10 protein-coding genes are annotated in these 14,350 nt (G+C 58.9%); 4 read left to right on the top strand and 6 right to left on the bottom strand.

The window, feature by feature from the left end; translation table 11 throughout:
- Positions 1–182: 182 nt before the first annotated feature.
- The 6 genes from CSC74_RS16175 to CSC74_RS16150 all read right to left on the bottom strand — a co-directional run bounded on the left by CSC74_RS16175 (position 183) and on the right by CSC74_RS16150 (position 11,105).
- A complete protein-coding gene (locus CSC74_RS16175; protein ID WP_162315530.1) occupies positions 183–839 on the bottom strand; it encodes an XAC0095 family protein in 657 nt (218 codons plus the stop codon).
- Between the two features lie 446 nt (positions 840–1,285).
- Positions 1,286–2,284: a restriction endonuclease gene (locus CSC74_RS16170; protein WP_162315539.1), complete on the bottom strand. Its 999-nt coding sequence runs from the start codon at positions 2,282–2,284 to the stop codon at positions 1,286–1,288.
- Positions 2,285–2,433: 149 nt separating this feature from the next.
- Positions 2,434–3,036: a DUF4276 family protein gene (locus CSC74_RS16165; RefSeq protein WP_162315529.1), complete on the bottom strand. Its 603-nt coding sequence runs from the start codon at positions 3,034–3,036 to the stop codon at positions 2,434–2,436.
- Positions 3,033–4,154: an AAA family ATPase gene (locus CSC74_RS16160; RefSeq protein WP_162315528.1), complete on the bottom strand. Its 1,122-nt coding sequence runs from the start codon at positions 4,152–4,154 to the stop codon at positions 3,033–3,035. Before CSC74_RS16160 ends, CSC74_RS16165 begins: the two co-directional genes overlap by 4 nt.
- Entirely contained in the window at positions 4,151–7,714 is a 3,564-nt protein-coding gene (locus CSC74_RS16155) for an Eco57I restriction-modification methylase domain-containing protein (RefSeq protein WP_162315527.1), read from the bottom strand. Before CSC74_RS16155 ends, CSC74_RS16160 begins: the two co-directional genes overlap by 4 nt.
- A gap of 4 nt (positions 7,715–7,718) precedes the next feature.
- The gene (locus CSC74_RS16150; protein ID WP_162315526.1) at positions 7,719–11,105 is read right to left on the bottom strand and encodes a helicase-related protein; all 3,387 of its coding nucleotides are present in this window, start codon (positions 11,103–11,105) and stop codon (positions 7,719–7,721) included.
- A gap of 327 nt (positions 11,106–11,432) precedes the next feature.
- Here CSC74_RS16150 and CSC74_RS16145 point away from each other — a divergent pair, with 327 nt between their 5' ends.
- The 4 genes from CSC74_RS16145 to CSC74_RS16130 all read left to right on the top strand — a co-directional run bounded on the left by CSC74_RS16145 (position 11,433) and on the right by CSC74_RS16130 (position 14,278).
- The gene (locus tag CSC74_RS16145; RefSeq protein ID WP_162315525.1) at positions 11,433–11,903 is read left to right on the top strand and encodes a hypothetical protein; all 471 of its coding nucleotides are present in this window, start codon (positions 11,433–11,435) and stop codon (positions 11,901–11,903) included.
- A gap of 42 nt (positions 11,904–11,945) precedes the next feature.
- Positions 11,946–12,320 (top strand): hypothetical protein, encoded by a 375-nt coding sequence (locus CSC74_RS16140; RefSeq protein ID WP_211369671.1) that lies wholly within the window; start codon positions 11,946–11,948, stop codon positions 12,318–12,320.
- A 75-nt stretch (positions 12,321–12,395) separates the two neighbouring features.
- Positions 12,396–12,950 (top strand): MarR family winged helix-turn-helix transcriptional regulator, encoded by a 555-nt coding sequence (locus CSC74_RS16135; protein ID WP_162315523.1) that lies wholly within the window; start codon positions 12,396–12,398, stop codon positions 12,948–12,950.
- Complete coding sequence (locus tag CSC74_RS16130; RefSeq protein WP_162315522.1) at positions 12,947–14,278, top strand: S41 family peptidase; 1,332 nt, start codon at positions 12,947–12,949, stop codon at positions 14,276–14,278. The genes CSC74_RS16135 and CSC74_RS16130 overlap by 4 nt, the downstream gene beginning before the upstream one ends.
- The last annotated feature ends 72 nt before the right edge of the window (positions 14,279–14,350 follow it).

Below are 14,350 nucleotides of genomic sequence, written 5' to 3'. Positions count from 1 at the left end.
TTATATATTGTAGCGTTTTTTTGTTTTGTTATAAAACAAAAACGCCACACACATGCTCGAAGCCGGCTAGGTGGGTGCGTTGAGTTGTAAAGGAACCGCCCCCGGGGCGGCCGGTTTTGAACCCCGCCACAAACGAAGCCGCAATCCGTGCCTGCCATCAACCCGCCTTACGCGCGTTTCGATCAGTGCAGGCGCACACTGCGCGATGGACTTGCGTCGGGCATCGGCAACACCGGCGCGGACATCGGACAGGCGAGTCCGGTGGCGTACACGGCCCGCTCTTCGCCCACGCCGGTGGGCCGACGCGGCATGCGCCCGGGCCGCTGCGCTTCTACCTGGTCGAGGAGGTCGCGCACGGCCCTCGCTCCGTCATGGATCGCCTGCGCAAGCGGGGGCACGGTGGGATCGGCCGGTTCGGCGGCAGGATCGGCGGCCGTGACATCGCCCTGGGCCGAGATCGTTCCGAGCAGCCGGTCGAGCAGGTCGACCTGCTCCCCGGTGACGCCGATAGCAAAGCGTTCGACGGCCGTGTCGGACGTCTCCGGCGAGGTCGCAGCCGTAACGTCGCGGTCGGGTGCGTCTGCCGCAACTTCCCGCCGCGCCGGCCACGACACGTCCTGCAGCACGAGATCCGCTTGCTCGGCCAGCAACTCCAGGCAGGTCGCAAGGTGGTCCACGGGCACCTCGGGCGCGCGTTCCTGTTCTTCCTTCCATGTGCGGGGTTGCGCCAGCCCCGACAGGAACTGCATGTGGTCGCGCAGCTTCTTCAGCCGGGACTGGCTGTCCTCCGGCAGGAAATAGCCCCGGGTATCCAGATCGTTCGATGTAGGTTTCGACATGATGGCCTCCTCGTTCCATGAAGTGCCCGCCCACCGGAAGACGGCGGACGGGAAGTCGGGAGGTTCGAAACCGCATACAGACGGCGGGCGTATTTCCCTTGCGGGTGTTGTATTAGCCGCCCTCCCGACGCGGAACATTGCGCCGGTTGCACCCAAGACTTGGGCACAAAAAACCCACCAGATTGACGGAGGTGGGTACCGCTGTATGAGGAGTTTCGACGCTCCTTGGAAGTGAGTTTGCGAAGGTGAAGGTGAAATGTCAACTCACAGATTGTTTCGCACTCGCGGTATCAAAGAGCATCGATCAGCATGCTCAACCTTCACAATTGCGCGCCAACGGAACTGCGCGAGTCAATCCACTTTCCTTTCCAGAGGGAATTAAGTCTCTTAATTACCTCCGCCCCCTTTTTTCCGGAAAGGCACTCTGACGCCGCTTTTCTCCGTCATCAAGCAGGCCAGTACGTCCTCTTCAACGGCACCAGCCGTTTTGTTTCAGCATCCGTCGCATCGTAGTGTTCAGTCAATGCACGCACTACGTTGTCTAGAGTCCACAACGAAAGAGGGATTGCCGCGCGATCTGCTTCGTAAAGGGCGTCTTTAGAGAATCCTCCTGTGCTCACATAGAGGCCTCTGTCATCCTTATGCCGGCCACCCAAAAAACTGCGGATTTCCGGACTACCCATTTGCGACCGACGATGCTTAACTTCCACCACAATCCTAGGATGTTCGAACCCAAAACCATCCGGAGAAGCAACGATATCTTTTCCACGGTCCGCACCGCCGAGCGAAACTTGGGTCTTGTATCCCATGGCCCTGAGTATTCCTGCCACTAGATGCTGCATGTTCTCCCATGAAAGTTCATTAACGAGATCTTTGATGCGCTCTATAGCTTGCTGCTCAATATCAGCGAGTGAGTCAATGATCTCCTCATCAATAACAGTATCTGAAAGCGCTCCACTAACCGGCGCGCCAGCAACTTGCCCCAGCATTTCATTCATTGCTGAAGGTGGCAGCAAGAAGACAGTGAGCGTGGAACCCAAGCTGTTTTTTGTCGTGAGGCCCAGGCTGTCGCGTGGCACTTCATTTTCCCGCCATTGCACGGATCGTATTAGAGGCATACCCTCGTCCGCCCATTCAGGCTTGTGCTCTGGCGCGCCGGTTATGGTCCCGACTAGGTAGCTACGATTTGATGGGGAATAGGTCACGACTCCGTCGCCAATCTGTATTTCATTCACGAATCGCCATACCTGCGAGGCACCTGAGATGATTGTGCCCGCGCGAAACTGCGGCTCTACAGATTTGTAGTACTCAATCAGTTCGGCGCGAGAAACTCCGGGCTTGGCAAATCCCGCAAGCTGGGACCAGCCTACAGCAACCGCGTTCTGGTCACGGAATTTTTCATAAAGGCTTCCGCCTTCACCACGCACCATCCACATTCTGGCCATCATGTCCTTCTCCGTAATTGAATGAAGCGATGCAAATTAGAAGCGTGGTAATGACTAATGCGGCGGGCATGAGCCCACACTATTTTTCTACCGCTTAAAAATCACTGGGGCCCGGTTTATTGCGAAAACTCTCTCCAATACTTCTGATTTCAGCAGGCAACCAGCTTTTGCTCGAAACGCGAAAAGCTCTCAGAACGTCGCATACGCTGCACATCAATATCCGCTGCCCTGAGCACACGAATAGCGTCCACCTTGTCGTCGTAGCGCCAACCTCGCGTTTTAAAGTGCTCGACCATTACGGCCTTAGGCTGCATGACGCGGTCGGGTCGTTTGATCCGGCTGACTTGATAGGGATGCGCGGATGTTGACAACAGCTCGGAAATCGCTCGCTCGTTAGTCAGTAGCCAACTTTCCAGTTCTTGTTCGATACATATCAGGTGGACCAAGTGACCGGTGGTCACACCAGCATCCGCCACTCCCTGCAGGACTGCCTGACACTCTGCAGTACGGCAGGGTTTGTTTTTCTTGTCGGGCCATGCCGGGCGCAAATCCCAGATGATCAATACGCAACAGCAGCCGTCGACGAGTAACTGTTTCGCAGTTTTGCCTGCATCGCGTAGAAGATTGGCCTTGTTATCGAGTGTTACCGGGACGACCTCTACGTCGTCTCTCAGGTATTCCGCTAGATACTTACACACTTTCAGGTCAGCACCCTCCGGCCCGCATTCGAAGATCATCCCGATCTTGCTCATTCGATAGCTCCGTGCAACTTGCCCATGGTGTAAAGCCGTCCTGGCGAGAACTCCTGTGACCAGCGTTGCAGGCTGTCCGAGTCTTGCGGACGGTGGAAGCGCGGCTGCCCGTTGGCGTCGCGTGCCACGAGCACGATCTGCTCGAGTTGCAACAAGTCCAGCAGATAGGGCGAATGTGTCGTAAGCACCACTTGGGTGATGCCCGACAGCACCGTCGTGCGAATCTCTTCCACCAGCAGGTGCAGGCTGCGCGGATCCAATCCGTTCTCAATCTCTTCCACTACGATCAGCGGCGGCGGCTGCGGGTGGCGCAACACCGCCAGTAATGCCAACACGCGCAAGGTGCCGGTGGACAACATCCAGCCGGGTACTTTGTAGTCCGCTTCGGTCAGTTGCAGGTAGGCTTTGCGCTCCAGCTCCGAGGTCACTGCCGGCTGCAGGTCACGCGCATACGGCAACACGTAGGCCATGGTCTGCACGATGCCTTCAAAGACACCGGGCGACAGATTTCGGATTTCAAGCAGATAGTCAGCGATGTTGGCGCCGTCACGCCGCAAACGCACGCGGCCTTCGGTGCGTTGCTGCGGCTGTGGAATGCCCATGCTATCCGGGGCCAGCGACAAGAATTGCCAATGCGCCAGGTCACGTGCAGGTTGCGCGAATCCATCCGGATACATCGACAGGTAGGAGCGTCCGCTGTCGAGTCTGGGGTTGACCGGGCGCCCAATAAACTTGCCGCCGGAACCGGGGCGTGTCAGGCGTTCTTCAACAATTCCCATGCGGTCGCCATTGGGGGTGTTGTTGATTTCAATCTCCAGCCGCGTCGCCTTGCGCGGCGTGGGGCCGATGTCGGCCTGAAATATGATGGGATTGACCTGCTTGCCGGCGCGCTCTTTTGCTTCCAGGCTCTTGTGGCGGACATGTTCGATGCCCAGCCAGCGGCCCATGGCGTTGTCCAATCCGTACAATGTGATGTTCTGCCAGGCTTCCAGTGCTTCGATCAGACTGGATTTTCCGCTGCCGTTGTTTCCGACGAAAACGGTCAACGGCCCCAGCTTCACAACACGGCTGTCGACTATCGCCTTGAAGTTGCGCACCCGAATCGACTGCAGGTTCATTGAATCACCCCACGCGCGACATCGCGGTAAGCATTGTAGGCCGCAATCTTCACTGGCTCAGGCACTAGCGGAAACGTGCCGAGGATATGCAGGAACTCCGCGTCACTGAGGCCATAGAGGTGGGCGACTAGCCCGTCCAGTTCGGCGCGCAAGCGACCTCGCTCTGCGGCATCAACCGAAACCTCGCGCCAATTCTTGAAGCCCATAGCAGTGGCAAGCCCATCAAATTCAGGTGATGTGGACGCAAGCCTTACCGAACGAGCTATCAATTTCTTTGCCTCTACCGTCGCGAGCAAAACTGGAGGGGCTGGACATTGATAGATAAAGAACTGCGTCAGATTCGCGCTCACTTGTTGACGCAGCACATAATCGAAGCAAAAGCTGTTAAGCACAGACAGTAAAAAAAGCTGAGAAGGCAGATCATCTGGTAGGAAAGCGACGTTCAACGAATGCGCCGAGAAAACTCGTTTTGGAAGTATCGTTGCAATCATGGTTCGACTATCCGTCCCTCGTGCAATCGCGCGGTACGCAAGACGATACCGCTGATACGATAGTGTCTGACCTATGTCACCAGTACGGCCAAGCAGCGCAGAACGCCCCTCATCTTCTTCAACCCAGTACTTTGGCGGCTGAAGTGAAGTGTCGAACTGGTGAATCATCTTGCCTTCAAAGAGGGGCAATCGAGATGGTGCTGAATCAGTTTTGAAGAGCTTGCTGTCGTCGGTCATATGTAGCTCACGATGCAATTCGAACTTCTGGAAACCGTCTTCACTTCTTCCTAGTGCAGGGAACTCAAACATCTTCGATGCGATGGCCAAATCCAGGGCGGCATGAAACTCCATCACCGCATGGGCATCTGGAGAAAGCTTACGGATCAACTCTACGTCAAGCCACAACCCACCCTCATCCGGAAACCTGTCCAACTCCGCTACATCTGCTCGCATAAATGCAGCAGGGAAGCGCTGCGTGCCAAGCTCGCCGGTGCGAATAGGTGACAGCAGGTCATCCGGCGCAGCGCTAGCGTTACGTTCGCCGATTGCCTGTAGGCGTGGCACTGTAGTCTTTTCAAAGGTCAGCACGACAAACTTGAAGCTACGATGCACACCTTCGAAAATTTCCTTGCGATTCTCAAAACTGAACAAGCCATGGATTGTGGTCTTAGTGAATAGCAAATCACGAAGGCCCTTGGCACCAAGATCGGTATAGATGCCGCTGGGAATGACGATTCCACAGTGCCCACCTTCGCGTAGCAAGTGGAAACAACGCTCGGTGAACAGCTTGTAGAGATTGAGATCGGCCCCCACTTTCCTCCCTGCAACGGTCGCGAACTGCTTCTGGTACTCAGATGCGGAACGGAAGTACCCATTCATGTGCGGGAAGCGGCTCTCGTATTCCAACCAGGCCTCCCGCACCGCCTTGTCTTTGAGTAGCTTGTCCTGTTCCTTCTCGAATTCCTTGATGGCCATCTTGTTCTTGCTGACTAGACTGGAGTGCTCCGAAAAGAACTCTTTGGCCTGTGGTTTGAATACTTCCCATGGTGGGTTGGCCAGAATGATGTCAAAGCCGCCGCGACGCTGCATGACCTCATCGAACATATAGCCCCAATGAAACGGATGCTGGGCGTCAATGTCGGCGCGCTCTATGCGACGCTTCTTGGGCTTGCCTAATTTTTGTTTAGTCGCATCCCAGGTAGCCTGCTCGTACTTGACGCCGAGTGACTCGAACTGGTCTCGCAGAAGCTCGTTAAGTACGCCGGTGGCATAGCGCATCTCGGTGTCGATGTCGTCCCGCACTGCGCGCAAGTCAGCAACCTTCCCGATATCATCTGCGGCGTGCCGATAGACGTCGAGCTTGCGGTTCTTTTCGTCCAGCAGCCGGCGGAACGGTGGTTTGAACAGGTCGTCCTGCTTTCGGTTGAACTCATGCTCGTCAACCCGCATCAGTCCGACCAGCGAGTTTCCTGGCAGGATATTGAAGTCGATGTTTGGCAGCGGCTCCAAGTCCTCGACTCTGCGCACTGACGACACCATAGCCAGGAACAACCGCAACTTGGCGATCTCGGTCGCCTCTTCCATGATATCCACGCCGTACAGATTGTCCGAAACAATGCAGCGCTTGATGTAGTACTCCACACTGGGATGCGCATCCTCGATACCCTTCAACCAGCGCGCCAGCTCTTCACTGGCATTCAACTTGGCGCGGCCGACCACTGCGTAATAAACATTGATCAGCGACTTCAGCGCGGCCACCAGAAACGCACCGGAGCCCACGGCAGGATCCAGGATAGTGATCGAAGGCAACACTTCGTTTACTAGCCGAATAGCGGTGCGGGCATCCATCTTCGCCAGCATGTCCGAGACATTGGCAAACTCAATCGCGGGCAGACCCAGCTCCGGCATGGCCGGCTGATTGATTCTTTCAAGGATCAGCGCATGGATACTGCGGTCAGCGAGGTACGAGGTGATTTCAGGCCGCGTGTAGTAAGCGCCAAAGGCTTTCTGGTTGATGTACTTCTCGAAGATATAGCCCAACACATCAGGACTGATCTCATCACTGTCCCCGCCGGGCGTGTCGTCGAGGTGCCAGCTGAAACTCGCAAACAGCGTGAACACACCTTCGAAAGCCGCGTCGGCGATCTTGAGTGTCCGTCCCAGCCGTGGGTTCGCATATTCATCCAGCTCAAGCTTGTGGTACAGAAACAGACCACCATTGAGATAGGGCACCTCACCGGTCAGCGCACGCGTGGCAGCGGACCGGTCATCGACGGGCTTCGCGAAAGCCTCAAAGAAAAGCGCGCTCAGGAACTCGCCAAAGAACTGATCCTTGCCCCGCTTCTGCGAGGCCTGCAATTGATGACGCAGATAGTCAGCATCGCCGTTGTTCAGAAATAGTTTTTTCTGCAAGAACCAGACAAACATGAGCCGGTTGAGGATCACCGAGGCGTACCAGCGGCGATCGCGGTCGTCGTCAATGCCTTCAATGGCTTGAAGCAGTTGCTCGTGCTGCTCCTGATAGGACTTATAGAAACGCTTGGTGGTCGTTTCCACATCCAGTGCGGCCTGCATGCGCTGCGCCACTTCCAGCACCGGGATACGCCCGCTGGCATCCAGCTCGGACAGTTCCACCACCATCGCCTGCAGCTTGGAGGCGAAAAGATCCACCGGTTGTCCGCGGAAATATTCATGGCGACGCGAGGTCAGCCTCGGTTTTCCGGTGTCAGCATCCTTACTGCGCTTGACCCAGTACCACAGGCTTTGCGATGCCTTCTCCGCCTGATCGGTAAAGATCAGCAGATTCTCGTAATGCCGACTTGCGATCTGCCGCCAGATCGCAAGTCGTTGCGCTTCATCGGGCCAGCTGTCGCTGGAAACGACTTGCAGCACCGCCACGCCCGCCAGCTCCGCAACCATGCGATAGCGAAAAGCTGTGCCACCGGCTTCGTCGTCCTGCCAATCCCGATCGCTGGAGGCGCGATTCCAGCCAAGGACATCGACAAACAGTCCAGCAAAATCAAAAGTGGAAAGGGCCTTTTGGAAGTTCTGAAAATCAAGCTTGGCCACGATGTCAGTGTTCCTCTATCAGGCCCAGGGAGCAAACGATGCGCGGCTCACGCAGCGCAGCGTCTTCTTCGGTATAGGTCAAACGCCCTTCTTCGCGCAGGGTCTTGACCGCTTCGGCCAGCTCTTCATCGTTCACGCCACTGCGTAGCAGGCGATTGAGCAGATCAGCAGCGGTTTCCAGCAATGGGTGGCGATAGATGTCGTCCAGTGCGGTTTCCAGCACCGCATCGGAAAAGAGCGTGCCGCGCTGCGTCTGGGCATAAGACTTCATGCGCTCGTACGCACGACGACGCGGGCTGGATGGGCGGCCCAAGCCACCGCCTACGGACTTGTCCTGACTCACCGCGAGTTGAAGACCTTGCGCGACCAGCTCGTGGTGATTCTCCGCGCGTGGCTGCGCCGGCGTCACCGCAGAACATTCGGCCGCCTTGAGGATCAAGAATTGCGATTCGGTCACAATGTTGCCTTGCTGGCCAATCCAGGCCAGATGGTCGTTGCCTTCCGGCGACTTGACGTAGACCAGGGCGCCCCCTTTGGCTGCAACGGCGTCCAGCGAGGGCGCGCGTTGCGCATCCAGACTGAATTGCTTGGCGGAATAAACCACAGCCGGTAGCGATTCGACCGCGCGTGCCAGTTCGGCGTCGTCCTGGGTGGCTTCTTTCCAGATTTGCCAGGCATAGGACGCCAGATCAACTTCGTCATCGGCATCATCCAGCACTCCAGACTTTTCGGTGTATAGGTCGCGGATGACCTGGACCTCGTCTTCCTCGAAAAAGGCTTCGTCTGTGCCGACCACTTCCGCGTTCTCGGTGAGCCGCTGCTGGATGCGCTCGCGCAGCCGGATCAGGCGCTCCACACCTTCTGCCGGCAAGAAGGAATAGCAGTGAATCCGCTCGGCGCGCTGACCAATCCGGTCAACGCGACCGGCACGCTGGATCAGCCGGATGATGGCCCAGGGCAGGTCGAAATTGACCACCACATTGCAGTCCTGCAGGTTTTGCCCTTCGGACAGCACGTCGGTACAGACCAGCACCCGCAACTCGTCTGCTTTCTTTACTTGCGCACGGTTTGAATCGGGTGAGAACCGGCAAGCCAGCGCATACGGGTCAGCTGAAGCGCCGGTCGCCACATCGATCTGCTTCACGCCTGCCCTGCGCAGTTCTCGTTCCAGGTAACGTGCGGTATCTGCAAACTGGGTGAATACCAGGACCTTGTCCTTCCCGTGGCGCGTAGCGACCAAGTCCAACAGTTCAGCCAACTTTCTGTCGCCGGTTGCTTGCCAAGGGCCATAGGTATTCATGATCCCGCGCAGCCTGTCAGTGTCTTCGGCAAGATCTTCCGCCAGGCTGGGCTTGAACAGCTTTGGACTGATCCATTTGAAACGCTTCTTGTATGCCCCCGCGTACTGGCGATAGATCACTTGCGCCTGAGCGAAGCCCGATGCACTGGCCTCTTCATCGATAACAGCTTCGACCACCCCATCGAGTAGATCTTCCGGCTCGCCCTCAATGCCTTCTGCGTCCTCATCAACACGGTCAGCATCCAGCACGCCGGGGTCCAGCACGCCCAAGGGCAAGTCCAGGCCCTGCTGGATCGCATACAGGTAGATCTCGTTGCGCAGCACATGGCGCTCGATCGACTGCAGGAACGAACTGCCGCTGGACTCCAGGCGCTTGAACAGATTGGTGCGGCAGAACCCCATTAGCCGCTTGCCTGCCCGGCCCAGATTGTCAATCAGTTTGCGCTCGGCGGACGTAGCGGCCTTGACGGCCTCCAGTTCGGCATATTTCCCCAGGCCGTATCGGGGCACATGCAGATTGTTGATCTCATCCACTACTGCATCGGAGTACAGCCGCGCGTAGCGGTCGCCGGCATCCTGCTCGTCAATACTGAAGGTCAACGAATGCGGTTGGCGCTCGGGGAAATAGCGTCTTTCTCCATCCGAGGCGGCGATGAAGCGACGTCCGCTGTCATCGGCTTGGGTGTAATGCTGCAGGATAAAGCTGCGTGTGCGACGCACCATGTACAGACGGATCAGTTCACGCCAGTCGTCGAACTCATCGCTCTTTTCTATGGCGACAATGGAGTTGGCCTTGCATTGCCACTTGCGCTCGAACTCCGCCTCACTCAACCCTTGCTTGCGCATGTAATGCTCGGGCCTGATACCGATGCTGGCCTTCTCGTCGATGAAAAGACGCAACTGACTGGACAGGTCGGTTTTGGTCTTGTTGTATGGCGTCGCCGTCAGCAGGATGACCTTGGCATCAATGCTGCGGATGTAATCAGCGATGGCCTTGTAGCGTCGTCCCTCGCGGTTGCGTAAGTTGTGGCTCTCGTCGATCAATACCAGTCGATACGGCTTGAGATCGGGCAATTTCTTTGTCACCTGCGAGATCGGCAGCACCTGTCCACGCAAACCATACTCCGTACGGTAATGTCGCCACATTGGCTCCAGGTTCTTAGGACAAATGATCAGGGTTTCATAGCCGAGATCGTCCTCGAACATTCTTGCCAGGGCCGTTGCCATAATGGTCTTGCCAAGGCCGACCACATCACCAATGAGGACGCCCCCGCGGCGATGCAAATGCCGTGCGGCGATTTTCACTGCACTCTTCTGGAACTCGAACAGTTCCTGATCGAAGCGCGGCGGCAAACGGAACTGACTCAATCCGGCACGGGCCTCAGTGCTCAGGTGATACGCCATGTTTAGATATATGTGATAGGGCGGAACTAATTCTTCACGCGCCCAACTGTTATCAATGATGTCGGCAAGGTCTTTCGAAATATCCAAGGCCCATCGCTCGTTCCATCGGTCTTCAAACCATTGGGACAATCGCTCCGTTCCGTGGTGATCGAGAACATCAACGTTTAACTCACCCTGCCTCGACAAACCTTGCATGGTTAGGTTGCTACTTCCTACAAATCCTGTGATCGGATTGTTCGCATCGTCACGAAACAAAAGATAAAGCTTCGCGTGCAGCGGATAGGGAAGGAACAACTTGACAACCACCTGACCCGCACGAAGTTGGGTAGCGAAACGTCGCAGGGCATGCTCGTCCTTTCCGGTTGGGATACCCAGAGTGATTTGTTCGCGAACATGAGCTGCAAATTGCGATTTCAAGCGGGAGGCGCTGGCATTATCTAGACCACCCTCCCCTTCGGAAGCGCGATATAGATCGCGAATCTCATCGTGCGAAGGCCGTTGCATACCGACCATGACGCGACATATCTGACCGTGATCAGGGCTCCAAGAGCCGACAAGGTCATCTATCGCTTGCCAACCACGAAGATTGAGGTAACCGACACAGAAATCTGCCCGATTCGATACTGATAGCGATGCCCGCAGTGCAGCAAGAAGATCGTCTTGGATATTGTCAAAAATACGTGGCATGCAGGCTCAGGAGTTATTGATTTTCGCAGCGGTGAGCTTACGCAATACGACTTGCTAGCACCATCTATGGGATTGGGGAGCAGGATCAGAGCGTTGTGGCTATTTTCTAGCCTCCTCGCCATGAGCCTTACGACTTACATCGTTCCAACAGGAGCTGCGCCCGGGTCAGACATTTCCTACAAAACAACACGCAATCTCCCTATTCCCAGCCACCCCACTCCCCTGCCAAATTCCCACCCGCTCCACCGCGTGACAGGGACGCGGCGGGGCATCACCGGCCCGGAATCGCCGGGTCGACCACCATCAATGGAACAAGGAGCAGTACCGATGAGCCTCAACCTGATCTCGCTGGACATCACCGCCGAACAGCAAGCCGCGGCCCTCGCCGCCCTGACCCAGCTGGAGGCCGCCCTGCCCGGGCTGATCTCCCTGGAGCCCAGCGAACGCCGCAAGCTGCTGTGGATGGGCGACAAGAGCGAAGTGTTCTGCCGCCAGACCGTCCGCGTCCTGGGCGACAACCCCGACATCGTCCCTGCCAGCCTGGACGTGGCCGGCGCCCAGGCCGACCTGGTGGCACTGGACCGCCTGCGCCCCGTGTTCGAACGCCTCGGCCGCCTGCACTCGCGGCTGGACGACACCACCAGCGCCCTGGGCAACGACATCATGGACGTCGCCCTGGACGGCTACGGCCAGATCAAACTGGTCGGCGACGCCCACGGCCTGAAGGAACTGCGCAAGGAAATCGGCGGGCGCTGGGCCCGCGGCCCGCGCGCCAAGCCGGAAGCCGCTGCCAGCTGACACGTGACCCGGCAACCCAGGTACGCCACAGGCCACCTTCGGGTGGCCTGTCTGTTTGCGCGGCCCGCCGGACGGCGCCCGGCCCCGGGCGATTGCACTGCCATTGCCGGGAAGCAGGGAATCAGCCTCCCCGTCGCTGCGTTCAAGGACGGAAAGGCTGCAGGCAGGCTCGCCGCGCTTGCGTTCAAGGTCCGCGAGTCTGCGTTCAAGCTTGCCGACCCTGCGTTCAAGCTCGCAGAGGCTGCTTTCAGGCTCGCCCAGCCTGCGGTCAAGGTCGCGGAGGCTGTGTTCAAACCCGCCGACCCTGCAATCAAGCTCCGCGAGGTTGCGTTCAAGCCCGCCGACCCTGCGTTCAAGCTCCCGAGGCTGCGTTCAAGGTCGCCGACCCTGATTGCAGCCAATCTCTGGCCAGCGTGATCCGCGTCCCGCCGTAGCCCAGCCACCCCCGGACCAGGGATTGCGGAGATGTAACAGTGCTTATACATTATCCCCATGCCAGTCCCCGCCAACGCCACCCTGGGCACCCTGCTCAGGCACCTCATCGAAACCCTGGACGGCTCCGTCCAGGCCGCCTACGCCGACCTGGCCCTGAACTACCGCCCGCGCTACACCCCGGTCCTGCGGGTATTGCGCGAACTGGGCTCGGCCTCGATCCGCACCCTTTCCCAGCGCGCCGGCATCAGCCACTCCGCCGTCAGCCAGACCGTCTCGCAGATGGCCCGCGACGGCCTGATCGAAATGCGGGTCGGCAGCGACGCCCGCGAACGCATCGTCGCCCTGAGCCCCGCCGCCCTGGAAATGCTGCCCGCGCTGGAAAGCCAATGGGCCATCACCAACGCCGCCGCCCAGACCCTGGACAACGAACTGTCCCTGCCCCTTTCGCAACTGCTGCGCGAAGCGATAGACGCACTGGAACGCCAACCCTTCAAGGCGCGCATGAGCCAGGCCCAGGCCAGCCTCGACGCGCAGGGTTCCCCATCTCCAACCAAGCAATCCCCGACCAAGCAATCCCCACCCAAACCGACCAGGACAAAGGCAAGCCCATGACTTCGTTGCGCAGGATCGCAGTGCTGATCGCCTTAGGCGCCGCAGCCGCCTTGAACACCTCCGGCGCCTCCGCCTGGGCCGCCGAACGCCTGTCGGCCAAACAGCGCGACGCCGCGCTGGCCGCGATCAAAAAGGAATTCCGGGAAGGCTACGTCTTCCCCGAAATGCGGCCGAAAATCATCGAACGCCTGGACGCCAGCCAGCGCGCCGGCGACTACGACACCGACGATGCGGTCCAGTTCGCCGACCGCATCACCCGCGACCTGCGCGAGGTCAGCGACGACCGCCACCTGTCGCTGCGCGTGGATCCCACCGCCTACGCCGCGGCGCAATCGGAACCGCAAAGCGCGGCCGGCGAAGACGCCTACTACCGACGGCTGGCCGAGCGCAGCAACCACGGCCTGGGCGAGATGAAGATCCTGCCCGGCAATCTCCGCTACCTGCGCGTGACCGGCTTCCACTGGATCAACGACGAAACCGGCGCCGCCTACGACGCGGCGATGCGCTTCCTGCAGGGCGGCGATGCCCTCGTGATAGACGTGCGCAACAACGGCGGCGGCTCGCACGGCGCGGTGCGTTACCTGGTCAGCCACTTCATGGATCCGGACGTGCTGGAACTGAGCTTCCTGGAAGGCTCCAAACCGCCCAGCCAGTCGCGCACCCTGGAATACCTGCCGGCCGGACGGCTGAAGGGAAAACCCCTGTACGTGCTGATCAACGGCCAGACCGCCTCGGCCGCCGAAGCCTTCGCCTACGACGTGCAGCAGTTCCACCTGGGCGAACTGGTCGGCGCCAAGACCGTCGGCGCAGCCAACAACAACAAGCTGTTGCCCATCGCCCCGGACTTCATCCTCAGCGTGTCCTACGGTCGCCCGCAGCACGCCGTGAGCGGCGGCAACTGGGAAGGCAGCGGCGTGGCGCCCGACGTGGACACGCCGCCGGAGCAGGCGCTGGAGAAGGCGCAGGAGCTTGCCTTGCAACGGCTATTGCAGGCCAAGAACGTTGACCCGGAGCGGCGCCGCGACTACGCCTGGGCCCAGGCCGGCGTGGCGGCACGGTTGCAACCCCCGGCCTTGGACAGCGGCGCGCTCGCGGCGCTGGCCGGACGCTACCGCAAGCCGGGATCACCCGATGCCATCGAGGTGGCGCAGCGCGATGGCGTGCTGTGGCTGGCCCTGCCCCGACGGCCGACGGTGCGGCTGACGCCGCTCACCCAGGATCTGTTCGCAGTCGACGGCTACGAAAGCCTGCGCGTGCGCTTCGTCGGCAAGGACCTGCAATTGCTTTGGCTGGACGAAGCAGCGCCGCGGGTCTATCCGCGCGAGTGATCGCCAGCAGGTAGCGGATCCGCGCGCCGTAAAGGAAAAATCCCTGCGTTGCAGGGATTTTTTTTTGAAGGG

Source organism: Pseudoxanthomonas yeongjuensis (genome assembly GCF_010093345.1).
Taxonomy (GTDB): Bacteria; Pseudomonadota; Gammaproteobacteria; order Xanthomonadales; family Xanthomonadaceae; genus Pseudoxanthomonas_A; species Pseudoxanthomonas_A yeongjuensis.
Note: the sequence above shows the minus strand (reverse complement) of the source record. Positions and strands in the feature narration are given on the sequence as shown.

Excerpts from the sequence above, each read along its gene's own strand:
- CSC74_RS16175 (WP_162315530.1), bottom strand. The coding sequence starts at position 839 with ATGTCGAAACCTACATCGAACGATCTGGATACCCGGGGCTATTTCCTG.
- CSC74_RS16170 (WP_162315539.1), bottom strand. The coding sequence starts at position 2,284 with ATGGCCAGAATGTGGATGGTGCGTGGTGAAGGCGGAAGCCTTTATGAA.
- CSC74_RS16165 (WP_162315529.1), bottom strand. The coding sequence starts at position 3,036 with ATGAGCAAGATCGGGATGATCTTCGAATGCGGGCCGGAGGGTGCTGAC.
- CSC74_RS16160 (WP_162315528.1), bottom strand. The coding sequence starts at position 4,154 with ATGAACCTGCAGTCGATTCGGGTGCGCAACTTCAAGGCGATAGTCGAC.
- CSC74_RS16150 (WP_162315526.1), bottom strand. The coding sequence starts at position 11,105 with ATGCCACGTATTTTTGACAATATCCAAGACGATCTTCTTGCTGCACTG.
- CSC74_RS16145 (WP_162315525.1), top strand. The coding sequence starts at position 11,433 with ATGAGCCTCAACCTGATCTCGCTGGACATCACCGCCGAACAGCAAGCC.
- CSC74_RS16135 (WP_162315523.1), top strand. The coding sequence starts at position 12,396 with ATGCCAGTCCCCGCCAACGCCACCCTGGGCACCCTGCTCAGGCACCTC.
- CSC74_RS16130 (WP_162315522.1), top strand. The coding sequence starts at position 12,947 with ATGACTTCGTTGCGCAGGATCGCAGTGCTGATCGCCTTAGGCGCCGCA.